At 73.9% G+C, this 23,758-nt stretch carries 19 protein-coding genes; 9 read left to right on the plus strand and 10 right to left on the minus strand.

The features are described from left to right. Nucleotides 1–263: 263 nt before the first annotated feature. Nucleotides 264–632, minus strand: coding sequence for a hypothetical protein (locus tag AC067A_RS36710; RefSeq protein ID WP_479247852.1), 369 nt, complete (start codon nucleotides 630–632; stop codon nucleotides 264–266). 436 nt (nucleotides 633–1,068) lie between these two features. On the opposite strand from AC067A_RS36710, the gene AC067A_RS36715 reads away from it, so the two are divergent. The 4 genes from AC067A_RS36715 to AC067A_RS36730 are packed head-to-tail and all read left to right on the plus strand — an operon-like array spanning nucleotide 1,069 to nucleotide 5,392. Continuing rightward, nucleotides 1,069–3,939, plus strand: a complete 2,871-nt coding sequence (locus AC067A_RS36715; protein ID WP_479247853.1) for a nitrate- and nitrite sensing domain-containing protein — start codon at nucleotides 1,069–1,071, stop codon at nucleotides 3,937–3,939. Further along, entirely contained in the window at nucleotides 3,936–4,385 is a 450-nt protein-coding gene (locus AC067A_RS36720) for a roadblock/LC7 domain-containing protein (protein ID WP_479247855.1), read from the plus strand. Before AC067A_RS36715 ends, AC067A_RS36720 begins: the two co-directional genes overlap by 4 nt. 10 nt (nucleotides 4,386–4,395) lie before the next feature. Further along, complete coding sequence (locus tag AC067A_RS36725; RefSeq protein WP_479247858.1) at nucleotides 4,396–4,806, plus strand: DUF742 domain-containing protein; 411 nt, start codon at nucleotides 4,396–4,398, stop codon at nucleotides 4,804–4,806. Continuing rightward, nucleotides 4,787–5,392, plus strand: a complete 606-nt coding sequence (locus AC067A_RS36730) for a GTP-binding protein (protein WP_479247860.1) — start codon at nucleotides 4,787–4,789, stop codon at nucleotides 5,390–5,392. The genes AC067A_RS36725 and AC067A_RS36730 overlap by 20 nt, the downstream gene beginning before the upstream one ends. Before the next feature lie 183 nt (nucleotides 5,393–5,575). On the opposite strand, the gene AC067A_RS36735 is transcribed toward AC067A_RS36730, so the two are convergent. The 3 genes from AC067A_RS36735 to AC067A_RS36745 all read right to left on the minus strand — a co-directional run bounded on the left by AC067A_RS36735 (nucleotide 5,576) and on the right by AC067A_RS36745 (nucleotide 8,144). Continuing rightward, nucleotides 5,576–6,763, minus strand: a complete 1,188-nt coding sequence (locus tag AC067A_RS36735) for a lipid-transfer protein (protein ID WP_479247861.1) — start codon at nucleotides 6,761–6,763, stop codon at nucleotides 5,576–5,578. Next, nucleotides 6,760–7,230: a Zn-ribbon domain-containing OB-fold protein gene (locus AC067A_RS36740; protein ID WP_479247862.1), complete on the minus strand. Its 471-nt coding sequence runs from the start codon at nucleotides 7,228–7,230 to the stop codon at nucleotides 6,760–6,762. Before AC067A_RS36740 ends, AC067A_RS36735 begins: the two co-directional genes overlap by 4 nt. Before the next feature lie 92 nt (nucleotides 7,231–7,322). Beyond that, complete coding sequence (locus AC067A_RS36745; protein ID WP_479247866.1) at nucleotides 7,323–8,144, minus strand: M15 family metallopeptidase; 822 nt, start codon at nucleotides 8,142–8,144, stop codon at nucleotides 7,323–7,325. Between AC067A_RS36745 and AC067A_RS36750 the strand changes: the two genes are divergently transcribed. Further along, nucleotides 8,143–8,703, plus strand: a complete 561-nt coding sequence (locus tag AC067A_RS36750; protein ID WP_479247869.1) for an NUDIX domain-containing protein — start codon at nucleotides 8,143–8,145, stop codon at nucleotides 8,701–8,703. The genes AC067A_RS36745 and AC067A_RS36750 overlap by 2 nt on opposite strands. On the opposite strand, the gene AC067A_RS36755 is transcribed toward AC067A_RS36750, so the two are convergent. Continuing rightward, a complete protein-coding gene (locus AC067A_RS36755) occupies nucleotides 8,694–11,111 on the minus strand; it encodes a glycoside hydrolase family 31 protein (RefSeq protein ID WP_479247874.1) in 2,418 nt (805 codons plus the stop codon). The two genes, AC067A_RS36750 and AC067A_RS36755, sit on opposite strands and share 10 nt — an antisense overlap. Before the next feature lie 214 nt (nucleotides 11,112–11,325). On the opposite strand from AC067A_RS36755, the gene AC067A_RS36760 reads away from it, so the two are divergent. Beyond that, entirely contained in the window at nucleotides 11,326–13,296 is a 1,971-nt protein-coding gene (locus AC067A_RS36760; protein WP_479247876.1) for an acetoacetate--CoA ligase, read from the plus strand. Nucleotides 13,297–13,372: 76 nt separating this feature from the next. Here the strand turns inward: AC067A_RS36760 and AC067A_RS36765 are convergent, their stop codons facing one another. Then, entirely contained in the window at nucleotides 13,373–14,464 is a 1,092-nt protein-coding gene (locus AC067A_RS36765; protein ID WP_479247879.1) for a CU044_5270 family protein, read from the minus strand. Further along, entirely contained in the window at nucleotides 14,461–15,414 is a 954-nt protein-coding gene (locus AC067A_RS36770; RefSeq protein ID WP_479247882.1) for an RNA polymerase sigma factor, read from the minus strand. The genes AC067A_RS36765 and AC067A_RS36770 overlap by 4 nt, the downstream gene beginning before the upstream one ends. Before the next feature lie 121 nt (nucleotides 15,415–15,535). Between AC067A_RS36770 and AC067A_RS36775 the strand changes: the two genes are divergently transcribed. Further along, nucleotides 15,536–17,176, plus strand: coding sequence for a serine protease (locus tag AC067A_RS36775; RefSeq protein WP_479247884.1), 1,641 nt, complete (start codon nucleotides 15,536–15,538; stop codon nucleotides 17,174–17,176). Nucleotides 17,177–17,389: 213 nt separating this feature from the next. On the opposite strand, the gene AC067A_RS36780 is transcribed toward AC067A_RS36775, so the two are convergent. Then, complete coding sequence (locus AC067A_RS36780) at nucleotides 17,390–18,709, minus strand: aminotransferase class I/II-fold pyridoxal phosphate-dependent enzyme (RefSeq protein ID WP_479247887.1); 1,320 nt, start codon at nucleotides 18,707–18,709, stop codon at nucleotides 17,390–17,392. Nucleotides 18,710–18,754: 45 nt separating this feature from the next. On the opposite strand from AC067A_RS36780, the gene AC067A_RS36785 reads away from it, so the two are divergent. Further along, a complete protein-coding gene (locus AC067A_RS36785) occupies nucleotides 18,755–20,041 on the plus strand; it encodes an MFS transporter (protein ID WP_479247891.1) in 1,287 nt (428 codons plus the stop codon). A gap of 23 nt (nucleotides 20,042–20,064) precedes the next feature. After that, entirely contained in the window at nucleotides 20,065–20,955 is an 891-nt protein-coding gene (locus tag AC067A_RS36790; RefSeq protein WP_479247893.1) for a hypothetical protein, read from the plus strand. Between the two features lie 75 nt (nucleotides 20,956–21,030). Here AC067A_RS36790 and ptsP read toward each other — a convergent pair whose 3' ends face one another. Together ptsP and AC067A_RS36800 are read right to left on the minus strand one after the other, a co-directional pair. Continuing rightward, nucleotides 21,031–22,701, minus strand: a complete 1,671-nt coding sequence (ptsP, locus tag AC067A_RS36795; protein WP_479247895.1) for a phosphoenolpyruvate--protein phosphotransferase — start codon at nucleotides 22,699–22,701, stop codon at nucleotides 21,031–21,033. A gap of 80 nt (nucleotides 22,702–22,781) precedes the next feature. Beyond that, on the minus strand, nucleotides 22,782–23,231 hold the full coding sequence (locus AC067A_RS36800) for a PTS sugar transporter subunit IIA (RefSeq protein WP_479247898.1): 450 nt from the start codon (nucleotides 23,229–23,231) through the stop codon (nucleotides 22,782–22,784). Nucleotides 23,232–23,758: the final 527 nt, after the last annotated feature.

The raw sequence follows: 23,758 nt of genomic DNA on the forward strand, positions 1-23,758 counted from the left end.
CTGTCATGCCTTCGATCACATATTGTGCTGCCACGTAACTCATTATGTATCAATACAAAAGAACGCGCAAGGGGGACCCATGAGCCGAGCCGCCCCCCCCCCCCCCCCCCCCCCCCACACCCCCCCCCACCCCCCCCGCCCCCCCCCCCCCCCCCCCCCCCGCCCCCCCCCCCCCGGGCCCGCCGCCCCCCCCCCGGGGGGGCCCCCCCGGGCGCCCCCCCCCCCCCGGGGGGGGGGGCCCCGCCCGGTCGTCATCCGTGTGATCAGGCCGCCTCGGAGAGGGGAGACGCGTTCGTGCGGTCCTCTTCGCGCCGCTCGCGCAGCGGCCGCCGCGCGGTGCTGCTCGGCTCCGACACCACGCCGTTGCGCTGGCGCCAGACCTGACGGGTGATCCAGACGTCGAGGACACTCCACGTGGCCACGACCGTCGACGCCACCGTGCTGATGGTCACCGGAAAGGCCAGCCAGGCTCCGGCGATCGTGCAGTAGAACGCCACCACCGCCTGGACGAGCGTCACCGAGGTGATCATCACGGCCCGTACGGCGGCGTTCCGGACCGGGTCGGGCATCCGTTGCCGGGCCCTCGTGTCCTCCACCCACAACTGACGCGCGGACCGCGCCTCGTGTTCCATTGTTCCGTCACTCCCCACCGCTGAAAGACCTCAGGGTCGGCTGCCCGTTGTGAGCGCCTTTACACGGACAGAACCCTCCCCGTACCTATTGACGCACGTCAGAGGGAAAAGGTTTCGCCCGCCCCCGGGTGAACACGGCCGGAGTCGGACCGGAACAAACACTTCCAGCCATCCGTGCCGGTAGGAGAAATGGCACGCCATCAGGTGTCCTACGCCACAGTGGCCGATCCCAACTCCCTGAATACCAGGACAAGTCATGATCAACACTCACTCGACAGGCTGAAAATCGCGCGGACGCGCCTTCGAGATGGCCGTGATGCAGTAGTAGGCTCGCGCCGCCATTGTTTGAAACCGAAGGTTGACGCCGCGTGTTGACGCCGGACGTCACGAACGTGAAGGACCTCCGTGGCGCGCGGGGGCCGAGCAGGGGGAGGCCATGCGCTTTCGCGGGAAGTCCATCCGCCGGAAGATCGTGGCGTTGCTCCTCGTACCGCTCGTCTCCCTGACCGGCCTGTGGGGTTTCGCCACGGTCCTCACCGGCCGCGAGGCCGACCAACTCCTCGACGTCGGCTACATCGTCGACAAGGTCGGCTACCCCCTCGAGGACACCGCACGGGTCATCCAGCTCGAACGCCGCCAGTCGTTGATCTACCTCGCCGACCCCCGCGGCTCCGACACCCTCGGCTCGCTCCGCGAGACCCGCCGGGCCACCGACCGTCAGATCGCCCGCATCCGGGCCAACGCCACCGACCCCGGCGTTCGCGACGAGATGCGACCCGTCACCGCCCAGCGCCTCAACTCCCTCCTCGAAGCGCTCGACGGCCTCGCCTCGCTGCGCCGTTCCATCGAGAAGCGCGACATCGGCCGCATGCAGGCCCTCGACTTCTACAACCGGCTCGTCGACCCCTGCTACAGCTTCCTCATCACCCTGCACGCCCTCGAGAACGTCGAGATGGACAAGCAGGGCCGCGCCCTCGTCGGCGTGACCCGCGCCCGCGAACTGCTCTCCCGCGAGGACGCCCTCGTGCTGTCCGCGCTCGTCGCCGACCGCGTCACCGCGCAGGAGATCCGCGCGATATCCGACCTCGTCGCGAACCGCGAGCAGTTCTACGAGGTGAACCTCGAACTCCTGCCCTCCGCCGAGCGCGAGCGCTTCGAGAAGTACTGGCGCAGCCCCGACACCCAGCCGCTGCGCACCGCCGAGAACGCGATCATCGCCGAGGGCCCCACCGACAGCCCGCGCGCCGTCACCGCCGCCTACTGGCAGGACGAGGCCAGTCCCGTCCTCGACGACCTCGCCCGCGAGAACACCGCGGCGGGCGACCGCTACCAGGACCGCGTCCAGCCCGCCGCCTACAGCGTCCTCCTCAAGGTCGGCGTCGCCGGCGTCCTCGGCTTCCTCGCGCTGCTCGCCTCGATCGTCATCTCCATCCGCATCGGCCGCGAACTCGTCCGCGACCTGCGGCGCCTCCAGAAGGAGGCCCAGGAGGTCTCCGGCGTACGCCTGCCCAGCGTGATGCGCCGACTCGCCGCCGGCGAACACGTCGACATCGGCACCGAGGTGCCCCACCTGCACTACGGGGACGACGAGGTCGGCCAGGTCGGCCAGGCCCTCAACACCCTCCAGCGCGCCGCCGTCGAGGCCGCCGTCAAGCAGGCCGACATGCGCCGCGGCGTCTCCGAGGTCTTCGTCAACCTCGCCCGCCGCAACCAGGTCCTGCTGCACCGCCAGCTCACGCTCCTCGACACGATGGAGCGCCGCACCGAGGACACCGACGAGCTGGCCGACCTGTTCCGGCTCGACCACCTCACCACCCGCATGCGCCGGCACGCCGAGGGCCTCGTGATCCTCTCCGGCGCCGCCCCCTCCCGCCAGTGGCGCAAGCCCGTCCAGCTCATGGACGTGGTCCGGGCCGCCGTCGCCGAGGTCGAGGACTACGAGCGGATCGAGGTGCGCCGCCTGCCCCGCCTCGGCGTGGGCGGCCCCGCCGTCGCGGACCTCACCCACCTCATCGCCGAACTCCTGGAGAACGCCACGGTGTTCTCGCCCCCGCACACCGCCGTGCAGGTGCTCGGCGAGCGGGTCGCGAACGGTTTCACCCTGGAGATCCACGACCGCGGCCTCGGCATGAACCCGGACGCCCTCCTCGACGCCAACCTGCGGCTCGCGGAGACCCCCGAGTTCGAGCTCTCCGACACCGACCGCCTCGGCCTCTTCGTGGTCAGCCGGCTCGCCCAGCGGCAGAACGTCCGCGTCTCGCTCCAGACCTCCCCGTACGGCGGCACCACCGCGGTCGTCTTCATCCCGGCCGCGCTCCTCACCGACGCCCCCGAGACGCAGGGCGCCGGCTTCCGCCTGGACCGCAAGTCCCTCGAACGCAAGGACCGGCCCGAGGACGCGTCCCCCGACAGCGGCACGCTGCCCCTGCGCCGGCCGGCCCTCGCCAGGGTCCCGGACGCGCCCGGGACGCCCGGACCGCTGAACGGCCCCGTCGAGCTGGAGGCCCCGCTCGACAGCGACGACTTCGGCGCGCTCCTCGACGGGGCCGCGGACCTCCTCGACACCGAGAGCGAGCGCGGTGGGCTCTTCCGGCCCCGTGACCGGCGCCGCGGCGGACTCGCCCCGGCGAACGAGCAGCACCAGCAGGCCCCCGACCAGACCACCCGCCGCGGCGAGGAGGACGCGCCCGCCGACGGCGGCGTACCCGGCCCCGTGCCCCTGCCGCGCCGCCGCACCCCGACCCTCGTCGTGGACCACGGCCGCCGTGTCGACGAGACGGGCCGCGCGCACCGCGCCGACGGATCCGACCGCGCGGTCCCGCTTCCCGAGCGCGCCCATCCGCTCCCCGGCCGGGCGCACCCCGACACGGGCCGGACGACCGAGCGCCCCGGCGTCCCCGGTCAGCACGCGCACGGCGCCGCCCCGACCGGTGCCGGGCGCGCCACCGGCCCCACTCTCGTCCCCGTGCCGCCGGAGGGCTCCCTCCCGCCGGAGCGCTCCGTCTCCCCGGAGGGTCCCGTGCCCCCGGAGAGCCCCGACCCGTTCGGCGGTCTGCCCCGCCGCGTACGCCAGGCGAGCCTCGCGCCCCAGCTGCGCGAGGGCGAACGCGACCGCGGTACGGGCACGCGAGCCGGATCCCGTACGGCCGCCGCCGACGAGGGACCCCAGTCCTTCGAGCGCGACGCCGAGGAGGTACGCGCGCGCATGGCCGCCATGCAGCGGGGCTGGCAGCGCGGCCGACGCCAGGACGAGGGCCAGGACGACCCGACAGCACCAGGAACGACACCCGAGGGGGACGGTCGATGACCGCACCGAACGCCGCAGCACCCAGCACCACCTCCGGAAACGGACACGGAAACGGCGAGCTCAACTGGCTCCTCGACGAGCTCGTGCAGCGCGTCGGGTCGATCCGGAAGGCCCTGGTGCTCTCCAGCGACGGTCTCCCCACCGGTGCCTCCCAGGAGCTGACCCGGGAGGACGGCGAGCACCTGGCCGCCGTGGCCTCCGGCTTCCACAGCCTCGCCAAGGGCGTCGGCCGCCACTTCGAGGCGGGCAAGGTCCGCCAGACGGTCGTCGAGCTGGAGGACGCCTTCCTCTTCGTCACGGCCGCCGGTGACGGCAGCTGCCTGGCCGTCCTCGCGGACGCCGACTCCGACGTCGGCCAGGTCGCCTACGAGATGACGCTGATGGTGAAGCGGGTCGGGGCCCACCTCACGACGGCCCCTCGGACCGGTCTGCCCTCGGGAGGGTGAGTGGGACGGCATGAGTGACGCAGCCACGCCGGGCGGCGCCCCCGGCCACCACCACTGGTTCGACGACGACGCCGGCCCCGTGGTCCGTCCGTACGCGATGACCCGCGGCCGGACGAGCGCCGCCACCCGCCACCGGCTCGACCTGATCGCGGTGGTCGTACCCGAGCCCGCCGCGGACGACCCCGGCCGGGACCAGACGCTCTCCCCGGAACACGTGGAGATCGTCGAGCGCTGCTCCGAGCAGCCCCAGTCGATCGCCGAGCTCGCCGCCGGTCTCGATCTCCCCGTCGGGGTGGTCCGGGTGCTGGTCGGCGACCTCGTCGAGGACGAACTCGTCCATGTGACCCGCCCCGTTCCGCCGGCCGAGCTGCCGGACGTGAGCATTCTTCGCGAGGTGATCAATGGCCTTCGGGCGCTCTAGCCGCAAGAAGCCCTTCGTCGAGCCGGTGACCCTGAAGATCCTGGTCGCGGGCGGATTCGGGGTCGGCAAGACGACGCTGGTCGGCGCGGTCAGCGAGATCAGACCCCTGCGGACCGAGGAGATCCTCAGCGAGGCGGGTCGTCCCGTGGACGACCTGCACGGCGTCGAGGCCAAGACGACCACCACGGTCGCCATGGACTTCGGCCGCATCACCCTCCGCGAGGACCTCGTCCTGTACCTCTTCGGCACACCGGGCCAGGACCGCTTCTGGTTCCTGTGGGACGAGCTGGCCCAGGGCGCGCTCGGCGCGGTCGTCCTGGCGGACACCCGCCGCCTCGAGGACAGCTTCGCGGCCATCGACTACTTCGAGCGGCGTGGCATCCCGTTCACGGTGGCGGTCAACTGCTTCGAGGGCGCACGGCGGTTCCCCGCCGAGAGCGTGCGCGGGGCGCTCGACCTGGACCCCGAGGTCGAGCTCCTGATGTGCGACGCCCGTGACCGCGAGTCCGTCAAGAACGTCCTCGTGGCCGTCGTCGAGCACGCCCTCGTCCTGGCCGACCGGAGCCACGCCGCGGCGACGAACTGACGGAAGGCCCGCGCCGGGCCCCGACGGCGGCGGACGCGGCCCCGGCCGCTCCGCCGCCGTCGACGCAGGGCCACCGGCGGGCCGTTCCTCGTCGGCGCCAGAGCCGTCACCGGGCCGTTCCTCGTCGGCGCACGGCCACCGCCGGACCGCCACGGCCACCGCCGGACCGCCCTCGGGCGGGCCTCAGCGCACCGCCACCACCGCGGACCCGTGTCCGAACAGGCCCTGGTTGGCGGTGATGCCGACCCGCGCCCCGGGCACCTGGCGGTCGCCCGCCGCACCCCTCAGCTGCCAGGTCAGTTCGCAGACCTGGGCGATCGCCTGGGCGGGCACGGCCTCGCCGAACGAGGCGAGGCCACCGCTGGTGTTGACGGGCAGTCGCCCGCCGAGGGCCGTGGCGCCCTCCCGGAGCAGCTTGGCCCCGTCGCCGGCCGCGCAGAGCCCGATGTCCTCGTACCACTCCAGTTCCAGGGCGGTGGACAGGTCGTAGACCTCGGCCAGGGACAGGTCCTCGGGCCCGATCGCCGCCTCCTCGTACGCGGCGCGGGCGATGGACGCGCGGAAGGTGTGCGCGGCGGGGGAGACGGCCACCGCCGAGTCGGTCGCGATGTCGGGGAGGTCGAGCACCGCCCTGGGGTACGTGGGGGAGACCGTGGACACCGCGCGCACCCGGACAGGGTCAAGGCGCCCGTGGCGGCGCGCGAACTCCATGCTGGACAGCACGAGCGCGGCGCCGCCGTCCGAGGTGGCGCAGATGTCGAGGAGCCGCAGCGGGTCGGCGACGACGGCGGAGGCCGCGACCTCCTCGGCGGTCACCGTCCTCCGGTACCGCGCGAGCGGGTTGAGCGCGCCCGCCGCCGCGTTCTTCACCTTGACCCTGGCGAAGTCCTCGGCCGTGTCGCCGTAGAGGTCCATGCGACGGCGCGCGTAGAGCGCGAAGTACGCGGGGTTGGTCGCCCCGAGGATCCGGAACCGCAGCCAGTCCGGGTCGTCCGGGCGGTCGCCGCCGGCCGGGGCGAAGAACCCCTTGGGCGTCGAGTCCGCGCCGACGACCAGGACCACGTCGGCCAGACCGGCCAGGATCTGTGCCCGAGCGGTCCCGATGGCCTGCGCGCCCGAGGCGCAGGCGGCGTACACGCTGGTGACGCGCGCGCCCTGCCATCCGAGGGCCTGGGCGAAGGTCGCCCCGGCCACGTATCCCGGGTATCCGCACCGCATGGTGTCGGCGCCGACCACCGATCCGACGTCACGCCAGTCGAGGCCGGCGTCCGCGAGCGCGGCGCGCGCGGCGGCCGTTCCGTACGAGACGAAGCTCCGCCCCCACTTGCCCCACGGGTGCATCCCGGCCCCGAGCACGGCGACGTCGTTCACGGCCGCTCCTCCCGCCGCTCCGATGCCACCGGCCGCCAGTGCCAGGTGGTCCACACGTGCCGCTCGTCCTCGTTCAGGACCCCGGGCACGACCTCGACCTCCGTGCCGACGGCGAGATCGGCCGTCGACACGCCGGGCGCGGCCTGCCCGAGGACCACCATCGCCTCCTCCGCCAGCTCGACCGCGACCAGGGTGTACGGCTCCCAGGGCGCCTCGGGATCGGAGACGTACGGCGAGGGCGGGCGGTAGCGGCCGTCGGTGTACGACCAGACGCGGCCGCGCGGGGAGAGCGGCACCTCGGCGAGCTCGCCGCCGGGGCAGCCCGGGTTGCGGCACCAGCCGTCCTCGCGCGGGAAGAAGACCGACGCGCAGGCCGAGCAGCGGGTGCCGAGCAGGCGGAAGTCCGCCTCCGGCACGGTGTCGTCGGTGAACCAGCCGTCCACCACCGGTCTGCGCGTCCGTGCCATCGAGGCCTCCCGTGCCACCGCTCACATCCACCGGCCCGACAGAGCTGACGGACCGTCAGGAGTGTGGCACGGGCGCCCCCGGCGGGGAAGACTCAGTGCCCGGCCACCGACCGCCGGGCGACCGGGAAGTCGAAGAACGTCGACGGGAACGGCTCCGGCTTGAACGTGAAGTGCCACCACTCCTCCGGCAGGTTCACGAAGCCCTGCTCCGCCAGCACCCCCCTGAGGAGCTGCCGGTTGGCCCGCTGCACCCCCTGGATCCGCGGGTCGTCGGTGTGCGAACGGGTGTCGAAGCAGTCGTACCCGGTCCCCATGTCCACGGAGTTGTCCGGAAACCGCTCCTCCCGCGGCGCGTAGCACTCCACCAGCCGCTCACCCGGCACGTACGCGCGCGTGCGCGCCGCCGGCAGCCGCACGATCGTCAGGTCCACCGTCGACCCCCGGCTGTGCCCCGACTTCTCCGCGATGTAACCGTCGGCGAACAGACGCGACTTGTCGACCAGCGGATAGAACTCCCCCTTCATCCGCTCGTCCGACAGGTCCTTCGCCCAGCGCACGAAGTGGTCCACGGCCCGCTGCGGCCGGTAGCAGTCGTACACCTTCAGCGAGTGGCCCCGGGCCAGCAGGCGCACCTGCGCGCGGTGCAGCGCCTCGGCCGCCGGCCTGGTCAGGATGCACAACGGCTGCCGGTAGCCGTCGACCGGCTCACCGACGAAGTTGTGCGCCGTCGTGTAGCGCATCTCCTGGATGATCGTCCGGTCCACCGCGCTCAGCGCGACGAACTCCCGTGGGGCCTTCGGCTCCGGAGCGGCGGACGCCGGGGGAGCGGGAGCCGTGACGGCGCCCGCGACGGCGAGCAGGCCGGCCGCGGCCGTGACGGCGAGGGTACGGAATGCGGAAGCGAGTCCTGTCATGCGCACCGTCTACCAGTTCCGGCAGCGCCGGGAAAGGGCGATCGCGTACGGTCGGCCCGTGAAGGACTCCCACTGCTCCTCCTGCGGCGCGGCCCACTCCGCCGGCGCCGGCTGGCCCCGCACCTGCCCGGCCTGCGGCCACACCGCCTACCGCAACCCGCTGCCCGTCGCCGTCGCCCTCCTCCCGGTCACCGACCGAGCCGGCACCGGCCTCGTCGTCATCACCCGCACCATCGAGCCCCAGCGCGGCGGCACGGCCCTGCCCGGCGGCTTCATCGACCACGCCGAGGACTGGCGCGCCGCCGTCGCCCGCGAACTGCGCGAGGAGACCGGCATCGTGGCCTCCGCCGCCGACGTCCGCCTGGCCGACGCCCTCAGCTCCCCGGCCGGCCACCTCCTCCTCTTCGGCCTCTTCCCGCCCCGCCCCGCCGCCGCCCTGCCGCCCTCCGCCCCCACCGACGAGACCAGCGGCCACCACCTGCTCCGCGCCCCCGAGGAGCTCGCCTTCCCCCTCCACACGGAGGCGGTACGGAAGTGGTTCGCGGGCGCCTACGACTGAGGCCCGGGCCCCGGCCCGTGGCAGCCCCTGACGCGCACCGGCAGCCCGGCCTCCTCCAGCCCGTCGTCCGTCACCCGCTCCACGACCACCCGGCCGTCCACGAGCCGAGACTGGTACCGCTCGATCTCGGCCGGCTCCCAGCCGTCCCCCGTGTCCCGTACGACGAGCCCGCCGCCGGTCCGCCCCGCGGCGGGCGGCCACACCTCGAGGGCGAGCCCGCCGTCGTCGCCGCGCACCGCGAGCACCGCCCCCGCACGGGCCAGCACCGGCACACGGGAGAGCGGCGCGTCGAGCAGGACCTGCCCGGGCCCGTCGTACGCCTGCCCCGTCGCCGTGTCGTACCAGCGCCCGCGCGGCAGGCGCACCGCCCGCCGGTCGGCCCCCCGGGTCAGGACCGGCGCCACCAGCAGCGCGTCGCCGAGCAGGAACGCGTCCTCGCAGTCGCGCAGGAGCCGGTCCTCCGGCGTCCCCCACCACAGCGGCCGTACGTAAGGGGCGCCCGTCATCCGCGCGAGCCGGGACAGCGTCTCGAAGTACGGGCGCAGCCGCTCCCGTTCGGCCACGGCCACGCGCGCGTGCTCCAGGACCTCCGGGCCGAACTCCCACGGCTCGCGACGCCCCGCGTCGATCGCCGCGTGCGTCCGGAACAGCGGCAGCCACGCCCCCAGCTGGTACCAGCGCAGGAACAGCTCCGGCGACGGGCTCCCGTTGAAGCCGCCCACGTCGGGCCCCGAGTACGGCACCCCGCACAACCCCAGCCCCAGCACCAGGGACAGCGACGCCCGCAGCCCCGGCCACCCCGTCGACACGTCACCGGACCAGGTGCCCCCGTACCGCTGCATGCCCGCCCAGCCGGAACGCGAGAAGAGGAACGGCCGCTCGTCCGGACGCAGCCGGCGCAGCCCCTCGTACCCGGCGCGCGCCATCGTGAGCCCGTACAGGTTGTGCCCCTCCCGGTGGTCACCGCCCCGTCCGTCCAGCACGTGCCGCGCCGAACGGGGCAGCGTCGGGTCGCCGAAGGGGACGAAGGACACGGGCTCGTTCATGTCGTGCCACATCCCGGAGAACCCCTGCCGCAGCCGCTCCTCGTACAGCCCGCCCCACCACTCCCGTACGGCGGGATCGGTGAAGTCCGGATAGGCGCACGTACCCGGCCACACCTCCCCGTGGACCTCCCGGCCCCGCCCGTCCCGTACGAACGCGCCGACCTCCCGCCCCGCGTCGTAGACCGCGTTCCCCGGCTCGGCCCGTACCGCCGGATCCACGATCGACACCAGCCGTACGCCCTGCTCCCGCAGCTCCGCCGCGAGCCCCGGGAGATCGGGGAACCGCTCCCGGTCCACCGTGAACACCCGGTGGCCGTCGTAGTGGTCGATGTCCAGGTGCACGGCGGACAGCGGAAGCCCCCGCTCCCGGTACCCGGCGACCACCCGCCGCACCTCCCGCGCGCTGCCGAACCCCCAGCGCGCGTGCTGCGGCCCGAGCGCCCAGGAAGGCGGCAGCGCGGGCGCGCCCGTCAGCGCCGCCCAGCCGTGCAGCACGCGCGCGGGGGTCCCGACCACCACCCAGCACCGCAGCGGCCCGCCGGCCATTCGCACCTCGACGCCGCCCGGCCGGTCATGGCCCGAGCCCGCGCCCTCCTCGCCCTCGGCCAGGGTGATCCGGCCCTCCCAGGAGTTGTCGTGGAAGGCCAGGTGCGTGCCGGCGTCCGAGACCACGAACTGCACCGGCATGGTGATGTACAGCGGATCGTCCCCCGGCGCGAAACGCCCCTTGGGGTCCGTGTTCCACAGCCGGTACGAGCCGTCCCGCAACCGCGGCCCGCCCGACCGCCCGCCGAGCCCGAAGAACCGCGCGTCCGCCGGCACCTCACTGCGCTGCGCCCAGCGCGCCCCCGGTCCGAGGTCCGCCTCCCCGGAGGCCGTCCCGTCGGCCTCCCCACCCGCCACCGGCTCCCACCAGCGCGGCGGCAGGTCCCGCCGCAGCATCACCCCGCCCGGCGTACGGATCTCCACCGCTCCGTGCCGGGACACCGCGACCGTCACCCGCTCCGACACGATCCGCCACCCGCCGCCGGTGTCCGGCTCCAGCGAGGCCCGCGGATCCGGCTCGGGCGCCTCGGCCGCGACGGCGTACGACGGCAGCGGCCCGGCCCCGTCCCAGCCCCAGAACACCGTGCCGCCCGCCGACACGCAGATCCGCAGCGAGGACCGGGCGAACCGGACGGTTCCCCCACCCGGCCCCGGCTCCGCCCCCACCGCGAGCCCCGGAACCCGGGCCCGCTCCGCCCCGCGGGCCGGCAGCGCCCACGCGTCCGCGCGGTGCCGCCGCCACGCCGCCCGTACCGTCCGCCACCCCCGCACCGAACCGAACACCTTGATCGAACGCACCAGTTCACGACCGTCCATGACGATCACCCTGCCACCCACCTGGGGCGATACGAGCTCCGTTCAACTTCCGTTCACCCAGGGTGGGGGCACATATTCAACTGGCCGACCATGGGCGGGCAGCCCTGGTGCGAAAGACGATCACATGACATCGTCCTGTCAGCCGCGTCACGCGCACACCCCAGCCCGTGCGCCCGACACACGCCGACCCCGCGTACAGCCAGGGAGCCACCCCATGACATCAGCCCAGACCGATCCGCTCTGGCAGCCGGACGACGAACGCATCGCCTCGGCTGCCGTCACCCGATTCCAGTCCTGGGCGGCCGAACACCACGGCGCACCGGCCGAAGGCGGCTACCCGGCGCTCCACCGCTGGTCCGTCGAGGAGCTCGAAGCGTTCTGGCAGGCGGTCGTCGAATGGTTCGACATCCGCTTCGCCACCCCGTACGAGCGGGTCCTCGGCGACCGCTCGATGCCCGGCGCCGACTGGTTCCCCGGAGCCACCCTCAACTACGCCGAGCACGCCCTGCGCGCCGCGGACGAGCGCCCCCACGACACGGCCCTGCTCCACGTGGACGAGACGCACGAGCCCGCGCCGACCACCTGGGCCGAGCTCCGCCGCCAGGTCGGTTCCCTCGCCGCCGAACTGCGCGACCTGGGCGTACGCCCGGGCGACCGCGTCAGCGGCTACCTGCCCAACGTCCCGCAGTCCGTCGTGGCCCTGCTCGCCACCGCCGCCGTCGGCGCCGTGTGGACCTCCTGCGCCCCCGACTTCGGCGCCCGCAGCGTCCTCGACCGCTTCCAGCAGGTCGAGCCGGTCGTGCTCTTCACCGTCGACGGCTACCGCTACGGCGGCAAGGAGCACGACCGCCGCGACACCGTCGCCGAGCTGAGGGCCGAGCTCCCCACCCTCAGGGCCGTCGTCCACATCCCGCTCCTGGGCACCCCGGCCCCCGAGGGAACCCTCGCCTGGGACGACCTCGTCTCCGGCGACGCCGAGCCGGTCTACGAGCAGGTGCCGTTCGCCCACCCCCTGTGGGTCCTGTACTCCTCCGGCACCACCGGTCTGCCGAAGGCGATCGTCCAGTCCCAGGGCGGCATCCTCGTCGAGCACGTCAAGCAGCTGGGCCTGCACTGCGACCTCGGCCCCGACGACGTGTTCTTCTGGTACACCTCCACCGGCTGGATGATGTGGAACTTCCTCGTCTCCGGCCTGCTCACCGGGACGACCGTCGTCCTGTACGACGGCAGCCCCGGCTACCCCGACACCGCCGCCCAGTGGCGCGTCGCCGAGCGCACCCGCGCCACCCTCTACGGCACGTCCGCCGCCTACGTGATGGCCTGCGCCAAGGCGGACGTCCACCCGGGCCGCGACTTCGACCTCTCGGCCGTCAAGTGCGTCGCCACCACCGGCTCGCCCCTGCCCCCCGACGGCTTCCGCTGGCTCCACGACGAGGTCCGCGAGAACCTCTGGATCGCCTCCGTCAGCGGCGGCACGGACGTCTGCTCCTGCTTCGCCGGCGCCGTCCCCACCCTCCCGGTCCACATCGGCGAGCTCCAGGCCGCCGGCCTCGGCACCGACCTTCAGGCCTGGGACCCCTCCGGCAAGCCCGTCGTCGGCGAGGTCGGCGAACTGGTCGTCACGAACCCCATGCCGTCCATGCCGATCCACTTCTGGAACGACCCCGACGGCAGCCGCTACCGGGACAGCTACTTCGAGATGTTCCCGGGCGTCTGGCGCCACGGCGACTGGATCACGATCACGGACCACGGCTCGGTCGTCATCCACGGCCGCTCCGACTCCACCCTCAACCGGCAGGGCGTCCGCATGGGAAGCGCCGATATCTACGAGGCCGTCGAGCGCCTCCCGGAGATCCGCGAGTCCCTCGTCATCGGCCTCGAGGAGCCGGACGGCGGCTACTGGATGCCGCTCTTCGTACACCTCGTGGACGGCGCCACCCTCGACGACGAGCTGATCGACCGCATCAAGCGGACCATCCGCACCGAGCTCTCCCCGCGTCACGTCCCCGACGAGATCATCGAGGTCCCCGGCGTCCCCCACACCCTCACGGGCAAGCGCATCGAGGTCCCCGTCAAGCGCCTCCTCCAGGGCACCCCCCTGGCCAAGGCCGTGAACGCCGGCTCCGTCGACGACCTCGGCCTCCTCCACTTCTACGAGTCCCTGGCGGCCGACCGCCGGGGCTGACACGGACCGCCACGGCCAGGGGCCCGCCGATCCGACCGGATCGGCGGGCCCCTGCCGCTCCGGCGGGCACCCCGGGTCAGCCCTCGGGCACCTCTCCCGGCGCGGCGGCGGCAGCCTTGACCAGCACCGCCGAGACGCCGATGACCGTCCCGGCGCGCCCGGCCGACGTGGTCTCCGTCAGCACGGTCCGCTCGCCGAGGAACGCCGACGTCGTCCGGTCGAAGATCCACTGGGTCTGCTCGCCGTGGGCGGTACGGGCCACGGCCACGCCCTCCCGGCCGGCCGCGTCCGTCGCGGACGGCAGGACGGTCACCCCGGGGATCCGCCCCGCCGCCTCGTACAGCGCCGCGGTGACCTTCGGCGGAGCCCACGTCTCGGCGAGCAGCGTCCCGATCGCGGTGAACGCCCGCTGATCGGCGTCGCCGCCACCCGCGCGCGTGCCGTCCCTCACCAGGCGCAGCAGCACGTCCGGATCCGTGGGAAGGGCCGCCACGTACGCGTGCGTCGGGTTCGTCACCGAAGGCGGCGCCGTCGCCAGGGTCTCCTTCCGGGGAGTGGCCCCGCGGTGGTCGACCTCGTACACGGGCAGCTCCGCGCCGAGCGGGGAGTCGGCGACACCGGGTTCGCGCAACAGCCCGGCCCGGCCGCCGTCCGCCGAGAGCCACACCTCCCGCCGGTGCGCGGGCGGCAGCGCGGCGGGACCGCCGTCCGCACCACGCCCCGCGTACGCGACGAGACTGCGGATGTACACGTAACCGCCGGGCCCGGCGTCCGGAGCGGGCGCCGCCGCCGCGGCCAGCGCGGCTCCGGACAGGACCCGCACCGCGTCGGGGGACGCCGGCCCCCCGGCCGACACCCGTCCGGGGGAGGACCCGGCCGGCGTCTCCTGCGGCGCGAGCACGAGGACACCCGCGACCACCGCGCAGGCGAACGCCGGCGCGGCGATCCAGCCGCGCCCGAACACCCGACGCGGACCGGTCGCGCGGGCCTGACGGGCCCCCGCGCCGTCCCCGGCCTCCAGAGCGGTCCGCAGGACGGCGTACCTGAGGTGCCGCTCCCGCTCCGGCGTCAGGTCGGGCACCACCGGCGGCGGCAGCAACTCCGTGAGCTCGGAACGCAGAGAGTCGTCCGCGTCGGCATGCGTCGTGCGGGGCGTGAAGGCGTTCATCCCTGGTTCTCCGTGGTCGGTCGGGGCGCGAGGGCCGGTCGGACGGCCGGGCGGACGGCGACGGCGCCGGACCCGACGAAGGTTTCGGACCCGGATCGGGGCGCTGCCCCAGGCCCGTCGCGGTGGCCGGGCCCGGAACCGGGGAGTGCCCCGGGCAGGTCGGGCCCGGAACCGGGGAGTGCCCCGGGCAGGTCGGGCCCGGCGGCAGGCGGAGCCCCGGGCACGTCGAGCGAATCGGGCCCGGGTGCGGACAGTGCCCCGGCGACCGGGGGAGCCTCGCGTCCGGATCTGCTGGGTACCTCCGCGCCGGAGGTCACGCCCCCCGGCCCGGAGGCGGCGCCGCCGGCCGCGACACCCCGCGCCGCCCGCCCGCCCGAGCGCACCGCGGCGGACGCGGACCGCTCCCGCCGCCGCGCCGCGCGCAGTTCCGCTTCGGCGAGCTTCCGGAGCCGCTCGCGGGCCCGGGACAGCCGGGACCGCACGGTCCCCACGGGGACGCCGAGCGCCTCCCCGGCCGCCGCGTAGTCCAGGCCGGCCCACACGACGAGGGCGAAGACCTCCCGCTCGGGCCGCCGGAGCCTGCCGAGCGCGACGCGGGCCGCCCGTACCTGCTCCCCGTCCGTCATCCGCGCGAGGACGTCGTCGGCGAAGTCCGGCAGGACACCCCGCTCCGGGAGCCTGGCCAGCGCCGCGTCCCGCCGCCGGGCCTCCCGCGCGGCCCCGCGCATGAGGTTGGTGGCGATGCCCAGCAGCCAGGGACGCAGGCTCCCGCCGTCGGCGTGCACCCGCTCGCGGCAGCGCCAGGCCTCCAGGAACGCGGCGGAGACGACGTCCTCCGCGGCCGCCCGGTCCCCGCACACCCGGTAGGCGTAGCGGTACAGCACACGAGCGTGCTCGTCGTACGCCTCGCCGAGCGCCGAGGGGTCCCCGGCGCGGAAACGATCTCTCATAGGTGATTCCACATCTGTCACTGGGCGCCGGTTCGTCGGGGTTCCCGTGACCTGGGCCACACGCCGCACCGGTGTGGCCCAGGTCACGGGAACGCCCGACCCGCCGCGAGCAGTGCTGAGCATGAACGATCACCGGAACGCACTCCGTACGACCCCGGCCACGAGCTCCGCCGCCGGCAGCACGACCCCCGGCGCGAGCCGCCGCACGGTCCTGCGCTCTCTGGCCGCCGCCGCCGTCCTCGCCGCGACGACCCTCTCCGCGCTGCCCCCGACCGCCGTCGCGGCGACCGGGACCTCCGACACGTACACCCTGACGATCCGGCACCTCGACCGCGCCGGCGCCGCCACCGGCGGCTACCGCACCCACGTCACCGGCATCTCGGGCCCCGGAGCCGCCGAGGAGGCCGCGCCCTACGACGAGTCCGGCACGGTCACGGTCCGCCTGCCCAAGGGCCGCTACCTGCTCGACTCCACGCTGTACGGATCCGATCCGGCCACCGGCACCGACTGGGTCGTCCAGCCCCGCCTGGACCTCACCGGCGACACGACCGTGACCGTCGACGCCCGCACGACCGCGCCGGTGGACGTCCGCCCGCCGGACCAGGGAGCCCGCTACCTGAACAGCATCGGCGTCGTCGAGGTCACCCACGAGGGCACGACCCGCTCCGCGAACGTCATGGTGGCGCGTGACGGACTGCGCGTGGCGCACCTCGGCCCCGCAGCCGAGTCCGGCTCGGTCAAGGAATGGTTCGACACCTACTGGTCCGGCGCGAGCGCCGACTACGCGCTCGGCTACACCTTCACCTCCGGCCGCGCCCTCACCGGCCTCGTCAAGCGCCCCGCGACCGCCGACCTGGCCACCGTCAAGATCCGCGGAGCCGCCCCCGACGGACCGGCCGGCACCGGATTCGTCTCGATCCAGCCCAGCGCCGGCCCCACCATCGGCCTGGCCTCCCCCCTTGAGCCGCTCGCCACCGCGACCGTCCTCGTGACCCCCGAGCGCGGCCTCTGGGACGTCACCCACTCCGGCCCCGCCGCGCCCGAGACGCCGCCCCACCGCTACTCCGCCGACGGAATCGCCGTACGCGCCGGTGCCACCACCACCCACACCTTCGGCAACGCCGTCTTCGGCCCGGCACTCCCCGGCGCGCCCGGCGCCCGCCCGGCGGGGGTCCGCGACGGCGACACCCTCGCGCTCGACGTCCCCCTGCTCGCCGACGGCGACGGCCACGCCCCGAGCGCGCCCCGATTCCACAGCGCCACCACCACGCTCCACCGCGACGGGGTCCTGATCGGCACCCGGCAGGGCGACCCGGGCCGCGCGCGGTTCACCACCACGCCCGGCCGCGCCGCGTACCGGCTCACCGCCACCGCGACCCACGGCAGCGGCCCGAGCGCCGGGGGCCGCGTCACCGCGTCCTGGACCTTCGCCTCGGCGGTCACGTCCGGCCCCACCGGACTCCCGCTCAGCATCGTCCGCTTCGCCCCGGCCCTCGGCCTCGACGGCACCGCCCCGGCCGGCGCCCTCGTCCGGTTCCCGGTCACCGTCGAAGGCGCGGCCGCCGCGACCGGCGTACGGTCCCTGACCGTGTCGGTGTCGACCGACCTCGGCGCCACCTGGACCCGTGTCCCCGTCCTCGACGGCCAGGTGGGCTTCCGTACCCCCGCCGCCGGCCGGACCGTCTCGCTCCGCGCCGAGCTCACCGACGCGAACGGCAACACCCTCACCCAGACCCTCCGCAACGCCTACCGCACCCGCTGAACCACACCGCGCCCTGACACGCGCGGACGCTCCGGGGAAGGACCGGCCCTTCCCCGGAGCGTCCGCGTGTCCTGCCGGCCGCCATACGTCTCCGACGCCGACCGCCCGACTGCCCCAGGCCGCCCGCGCGTCCGGGCCGGCGGTCGTCAACCGCCGTACGCCGCCTGCGCGTCCCGAGCACCTCCACGAACCGCGCGTCCGGGCCGGCGGTCGTCAACCCCCGTACGTCGCCTGCGCGTCCCCGAGCACCTCCGCGAAGTCCGCCGCGAGCCGCACCGCGTCCGCCGGTGCCAGTGTCGCCGTCGTGACCCGTACGGCCGGCGGCGCCGCGATCCGGAACCGCGCGCCCGCCGCCACCCACCAGCCCCGCGTCCGCAGCCCGTTCACCACCGCGGACTCGTCCCGCACGGGCACCCACACGTTCAGCCCGCTCGCCCCGACGGCACGGATCCGGTACGCGCCGAGCGCGTCGATCAGTGCCGTCCGCCGCTCCGCGTACGCCGCCTCGCCCGCCGCCACCAGCTCACGGACCTCCGCGTCGGCGAACAGGCCCGCCACCGTCTCCTGGAGCACGTGGCTGACCCAGCCGGAGGTCATCAGCATCCGCCCGTCGTGCCGCGCGGTCGTGACCGCGTCGCACGCGACCCCCGCCCAGCGCAGGTCGATCCCGAGATGCTTCGACACGGTCCGCACCTGAGCCCACCGGTCGAGCCCGGCCGCCGCGAGCGTGTGCGCCGCGGCCCCGCCGACCTCCGCGTTGTGGTCGTCCTCGACGACGAGCACCTCGGGGTACTCCCGCAGCACCGCCGCCAGTTCGTCCCGCCGTGTCCGGGTGAAGAACGCCCCCGTCGGGCACTGCCCCCGCGGACTGCACACCACCGCGCGCACCCCGGCCCGCAGCGCCGCGCGCAGCGCCTCCGGTACGAGTCCCCCGTCGTCCACCGCCATCGGCACGATCCGCAGCCCGAGGGCGGGCACCAGGTCGAGCAGGTGGTGGAAGCCGGGATCCTCCATGGCCACCGCGTCGCCGGGCCGCAGCTCCGTGGACAGGAGGCGCGCGATGCAGTCGAGCGCGCCGTGCGCGAACGTCACGTGTTCCGCGGGCACCCCGTCCCGCGCGAACCATTCCCGGGTCAGGTCTTCCAGTACGGGCAGGCGAGGCGCCGCACGATGGGACCCGTACCCCGGGGTCACGGGCGACGGCGGCCGCAGCACCGGGAGGAAAGCGGGATCCGGATGTCCGCCGGCCAGGTCCACGAGCCCTTCGGGCACGCGCGGAGGGCGCCGGGACGCCACGGACGGCACCTCCGCCACCACCGTCCCGCCCCGGCCGCGGGTGACGATCAGCCCCCGCTGCCGCAGTTCCTTGTACGCCGTCGCCACTGTCCCCGGACTCACTCCCAGGCTGTCGGCGAGCCGTCGCACGGGAGGCAGGGCGTCCCCCGGAGCGAGCCCTCCCTCCGCCACGCCCCGTTCGACGGACGCGGCAATCCCCTTGGCTGTCATGCCTTCGATCACATATTGTGCTGCCACGTAACTCATTATGTATCAATACAAAAGAACGCGCAAGGGGGACCCATGAGCCGAGCCACCCACCCACCCCGCCCCTCCCTCAAGGACCGCATACCCGGCGGCCGCGACGGACGCCGCATGCTCGTCATCGGCTTCATCGACAAGTGCGGCACCGGCCTGTGGTCCACGGCCATGGCGCTCTACTTCACCTACGTCACCGGCCTCGGCCTCGCCCAGGTCGGCCTCCTCGTCGCCCTCTCCGGCGCCGCCGGCATCGCCGGCGCCCCCCTCGGCGGCCGACTCGCCGACCGCTTCCCCCTCGTCCGCGTCATCATCTGCACCCAGCTGCTCCGCGCCGCGGCCCTCCTCTCCCTCCTCACCACCGACGACTACCTGCTCCTCGTCCTCCTCTCCGCCGCCGGAGCCGTCCCCGACCGCGCCACCAACGTCCTCACCAAGCTGTACGCGGCCCGGGTCGCCGGTCCCGACCGCGTCCGCTACCAGGCCATCAACCGCACCACCTCCAACATCGGCTGGACCCTCGGCGGCCTCGGCGCGGCGGCCGCCCTCGCCGTCGGCTCCACCACCGCCTTCCACCTCCTGCTCGTCGCCGACGCCCTCTCCTACCTCGTCATGGCGGTCCTCACCCTCCGCTGCGCCGAGCCGCCCTCCCCGACCCCCTCCCGCGTCGCCGCCGCCTCCACCGACGCGCACCCCGCCACCAAGCCCTCCAACCCCTGGCGCGACCGCGGCTTCCTCACCTTCACCGCGGGGGATTCCGTCTTCTTCCTCCACGACTCGGTCCTCCAGGTCGCCCTCCCGCTCTGGATCGTCCACGCCACCGACGCCCCCGTCGGCCTCGCACCCCTCCTGATGGTCCTCAACAGCGCACTCGTCGTGGTCTTCCAGGTCCCGCTCTCCCGCTACGGCGGCACCACCGACGCGGCGCGCCGCCTCTTCACCCCCCTCGCGGCCCTCTTCGCCGTCGGCACCCTCGCCATCGCGGTCTCCCCGCTCGGCGGCCCCAACCTCGCCGTCGTCGCCCTCGTCACCGCGGCCGTCGTCCTCACCTTCGCCGAGATGATCCACACCATCGCGTCCTGGGAGATCTCCATCGCCCTCGCACCCGACGACGCCCAGGGCGCCTACCTCGGAGTCCACGGCCTCGCCCAGTCCACCCAGCGCTTCGCCGGCCCCCTCGTCGTGACCGGCCTCGTCTCCGCGGGCCCCCTCGCCTGGCCCTTCCTCGGCGCCGCCCTCGTCGCCACCTGCGCCGCACAACACCGCCTGGTCGGCCGACGCCTCGCCCGACCGTCACTGTCAGTGGCGAAGGTTACGGTGAGTGAGCACTGATCGAAGCGTCACCAGGGGGAGACATGACCCGGACCGGCACCACCACCGCACACCTCCGCCGCGCCCTGCGCCGCGAGATCCCCCACACTGTCGGCCTCCTCGCCGACGAGCACGACTTCACGGCCATGCGCCGGTACCGCACCTTCGCCTTCGACGACCACACCACCTATCTCCAGCAGATCGAGGCCCTCCTCAAGACCCTCGCCGGCCAGGGCGGCCACACCACCGTCACCCTCTTCGACCCCGAGGAGTACGCGGCCTGGTGCACCGAGACCGCCCTCGACCCCGACCACCCCACCAGCCGCAGCCGCTTCACCGCCCACCTCGCCGCGACCGGCGCCCGCGTCACCTATACCGGGCAGCCCCTCACCGCCCTCCTCCCCGAGCTCGTCGACACCGCCGTCCGCCACGCCACCTGGCAGTACGCCACCACCGTGCTCGCCACCACCGGCCCTTGCGCCACCTGCGGCGAGGACATCGGCCGCGCGGCCTTCGAGCGCGCCGGCCGCCTCCTCGCACGACTCCTGGCAGCCGCCGGACCCGGCACCCACCACCTCGTCTGCAGCGTCCCCGCGGGCGACGACCAACTTCTCGCCATCCTCCACACCGACGGCACCGCCCCACCCGAGGACTCCGCCGCCACCGAGTTCACCGCCGTCCTGGCCGCCGGCCTCGCCCTCGCCGCACCCGCGGGACTCGTCCTCCGCACCATCACCCCCGGCAACCGAGACCGCCTCCACGGCTGGCGCCTCACCGACGGCACCCTCACCCCCCTCACCGAAGCCGAGGTCTTCGCCGCCTACTGCACCGACGCCCGCACCGGCGAACCCCTCTCCCCGGAACCCGGCGTCCACTACCGCGCCGGCTTCCCCCTGACCCCCGACCCCGACGACGACCACCCCCTCCACCACTGACCCCGCGCACGCCGAAGGGGCTCCCCGCCACCCATGTGACGGAAAGCCCCTTCGATCAACACCGCACGGCCGGGATCACTCCCCGGACAGCACCGCCTGCGCGGCGATCCGCGCGTCGTGCGCGGTGTCCGCCGCGCGCGCCGCGGCCGCGGCCCGCTCGCACTGAGCCAGCGTGTACTTCGCCAGCGTCGCCCGCACGTACGGGATCGACGCCGCACCCATCGACAGGGAGGTGACACCCAGACCCGTCAGCACACAGGCGAGCAGCGGATCCGAGGCCGCCTCACCACAGACACCACAGCTCTTGCCCTCGGCCTTGGCCGCCTCGGCGGACATCGCCACCAGGTCGAGCAGCGCCGGCTGCCACGGGTCCTGGAGCCGGGACACCGCACCCACCTGACGGTCGGCCGCGAAGGTGTACTGCGCCAGGTCGTTGGTGCCCAGCGACAGGAACTCGACCTCCTGCAGGATCGAGCGCGCCCGCAGCGCGGCCGAGGGGATCTCGACCATCGCACCGAACTTCGCCCGCAGCCCCGCCTCACGGCACGCGTCCGCGAACGCCTTCGCGTCCGTACGGTCCGCCACCATCGGCGCCATGACCTCGAGGTACACCGGCAGCCCCTCGACCGCCTTCGCCAGCGCGGTCAGCTGCGTCCGCAGCACCTCCGGGTGGTCGAGCAGCGACCGCAGACCCCGCACGCCGAGCGCCGGGTTCGGCTCGTCCGCCGGCGTCAGGAAGTCCAGCGGCTTGTCCGCGCCGGCGTCGAGCACCCGCACGACCACACGGCCCTCGGGGAACGCCTCGAGCACCTTGCGGTACGCCTCGACCTGCTTCTCCTCGGACGGCGCCTTCTTGCTGTCGTCGAGGAAGAGGAACTCCGTGCGGAACAGACCGACGCCCTCGGCACCGGCCTCCACGGCCGCGGGCACGTCCGCCGGACCACCGACGTTGGCCAGCAGCGGCACCTTGTGCCCGTCGGACGTGGCACCGGGACCGCTGGACGTGGCCAGCGCGGCCTTCCGCGCCGCGGCGGCCTCCGTCAGCTCCGCCTTCTTCTCCTCGCTCGGATCCACGAACAGCTCACCCGTGGAACCGTCGACCGCGATCACCGTGCCCTCGGCCAGCTCACCCGCGCCGGGCAGCGCCACGATGGCCGGCACGCCGAGCGCCCGCGCCAGAATCGCGCTGTGGCTGGTCGGCCCGCCCTCCTCCGTCACGAAGCCCAGCACCAGCGTCGGGTCGAGCAGCGCCGTGTCGGCGGGAGCCAGATCCCGCGCGATCAGCACGTACGGCTCGTCGCTGTCCGGGACACCCGGCATCGGCACACCGAGCAGCCGCGCGACGATCCGGTTCCGCACGTCGTCCAGGTCGGCGACCCGGCCGGCCATGTACTCACCGGCACCCGCCAGCAGCTCGCGGTAGTGCGAGAACGCGTCGTAGATGCCACGCTCGGCCGTGCTGCCGACCGCGATCCTGCGGTCCACGTCGGCGATGAGCTCCGGGTCCTGGGCGATCATCGCCTGGGCCTCCAGCACCGCCTGGGCCTCGCCGCCGGCCAGGTTGCCCCGGGCATTGAGGTCCGCGGCCACAGCCTCCACGGCCTGACGGGCGCGCCCCTGTTCGCGCTCCGCCTCATCGGCCGGAATCTGCTTGGCCGGCGGCTCCAGGACCGCCGTGCCCATGTGCCGGACCTCGCCGATAGCCACCCCGTGGCTGACGCCGACGCCTCGCAGCGTTGTCTCCATCTCACCCGTCTCCGATTGAGCGGCGGCCCCGGCCGCCGCGTTGAATGTCGAACTCGCGGTCGTCACCAGGACGGACCGGCTCAGTTCCAGCCGAAGAGCTGGTCGCCGGGCTTCACGTCGGCGTCGTCGACGACGTCGGAGAGCGAGTCCGCGGTGGCCTCGAGGGCCACGATGGGACAGATGGGGGACTTGCCGGCGGCCTCGACCGCGGCGGGGTTCCAGCGCACGACGGCCTGCCCGCGCGTCACGGTGTCACCCTTGTTCACGAGGAGCTCGAAGCCCTCCCCGTTCAGCTGGACGGTGTCGATACCCAGGTGGGTCAGCACGCCGTGTCCTTCGCCGTCGACGACGACGAAGGCGTGCGGGTGCATGGAGACGACGACCCCGTCGATGGGGGACACGGCCTCCGAGGGCTCACGTACGGGATCGATGGCGGTGCCGGGCCCGACCATCGCACCGGAGAAGACCGGGTCGGGAACTGCGGCGAGACCGATGGCGCGTCCAACAAGCGGCGACGTCACGGTTGTCATGGGAAGCCTCCCAGGGGCGGAGATTGTGTGGCGCCGTCACTACCTGTCCTGGACGGCGTACTGTTCTGAAGCGTATGTCATAGGTAGTCCCAGTTCCGCCCGAGACGTACCAGTTGGGCGGAGCTAGGGAGCACCAGCGACGATTTGCCTCTACTGGCGGTGGGATGTACTGTCGTACTCCTGCCTGACCCCAACGCGCCTTCGGGTCGCGGGTCGGCAGCACCTATCAAGCCAGATCCTAACCCCAGTGGTCTACACCTCTGCATGCTCGCGGAGGCTGTGGTCAACGGGACCGAGAAAGCCTGGTAATGTTTGACCCCGCCGGGAACGGAAAGCGCGAAAGCGAATTCCGACCCCAGCACCCCGCTCCAGCGGGTGGCAGAAACGGAAAACGGATCTGCTAAACTGGAAACACGAAATACCGAAGGGAAAGCCCGGAGGAAAACCCGCGAGGGTGAGTACGAAGGAAGCGTCCGTTCCTTGAGAACTCAACAGCGTGCCAAAAATCAACGCCAGATTAGTTGATA

The sequence above is a fragment of the Streptomyces sp. NPDC043176 genome (assembly GCF_056436715.1).

Coding starts and splice junctions, on each gene's coding strand:
- AC067A_RS36710 (WP_479247852.1), bottom strand. CDS start 632: ATGGAACACGAGGCGCGGTCCGCGCGTCAGTTGTGGGTGGAGGACACG.
- AC067A_RS36775 (WP_479247884.1), top strand. CDS start 15,536: ATGAACGATCACCGGAACGCACTCCGTACGACCCCGGCCACGAGCTCC.
- ptsP (WP_479247895.1), bottom strand. CDS start 22,701: ATGGAGACAACGCTGCGAGGCGTCGGCGTCAGCCACGGGGTGGCTATC.
- AC067A_RS36730 (WP_479247860.1), top strand. CDS start 4,787: ATGGCCTTCGGGCGCTCTAGCCGCAAGAAGCCCTTCGTCGAGCCGGTG.
- AC067A_RS36725 (WP_479247858.1), top strand. CDS start 4,396: ATGAGTGACGCAGCCACGCCGGGCGGCGCCCCCGGCCACCACCACTGG.
- AC067A_RS36760 (WP_479247876.1), top strand. CDS start 11,326: ATGACATCAGCCCAGACCGATCCGCTCTGGCAGCCGGACGACGAACGC.
- AC067A_RS36790 (WP_479247893.1), top strand. CDS start 20,065: ATGACCCGGACCGGCACCACCACCGCACACCTCCGCCGCGCCCTGCGC.
- AC067A_RS36720 (WP_479247855.1), top strand. CDS start 3,936: ATGACCGCACCGAACGCCGCAGCACCCAGCACCACCTCCGGAAACGGA.
- AC067A_RS36765 (WP_479247879.1), bottom strand. CDS start 14,464: ATGAACGCCTTCACGCCCCGCACGACGCATGCCGACGCGGACGACTCT.
- AC067A_RS36750 (WP_479247869.1), top strand. CDS start 8,143: ATGCGCACCGTCTACCAGTTCCGGCAGCGCCGGGAAAGGGCGATCGCG.
- AC067A_RS36755 (WP_479247874.1), bottom strand. CDS start 11,111: ATGGACGGTCGTGAACTGGTGCGTTCGATCAAGGTGTTCGGTTCGGTG.
- AC067A_RS36800 (WP_479247898.1), bottom strand. CDS start 23,231: ATGACAACCGTGACGTCGCCGCTTGTTGGACGCGCCATCGGTCTCGCC.
- AC067A_RS36715 (WP_479247853.1), top strand. CDS start 1,069: ATGCGCTTTCGCGGGAAGTCCATCCGCCGGAAGATCGTGGCGTTGCTC.
- AC067A_RS36770 (WP_479247882.1), bottom strand. CDS start 15,414: ATGAGAGATCGTTTCCGCGCCGGGGACCCCTCGGCGCTCGGCGAGGCG.
- AC067A_RS36740 (WP_479247862.1), bottom strand. CDS start 7,230: ATGGCACGGACGCGCAGACCGGTGGTGGACGGCTGGTTCACCGACGAC.
- AC067A_RS36745 (WP_479247866.1), bottom strand. CDS start 8,144: ATGACAGGACTCGCTTCCGCATTCCGTACCCTCGCCGTCACGGCCGCG.
- AC067A_RS36785 (WP_479247891.1), top strand. CDS start 18,755: ATGAGCCGAGCCACCCACCCACCCCGCCCCTCCCTCAAGGACCGCATA.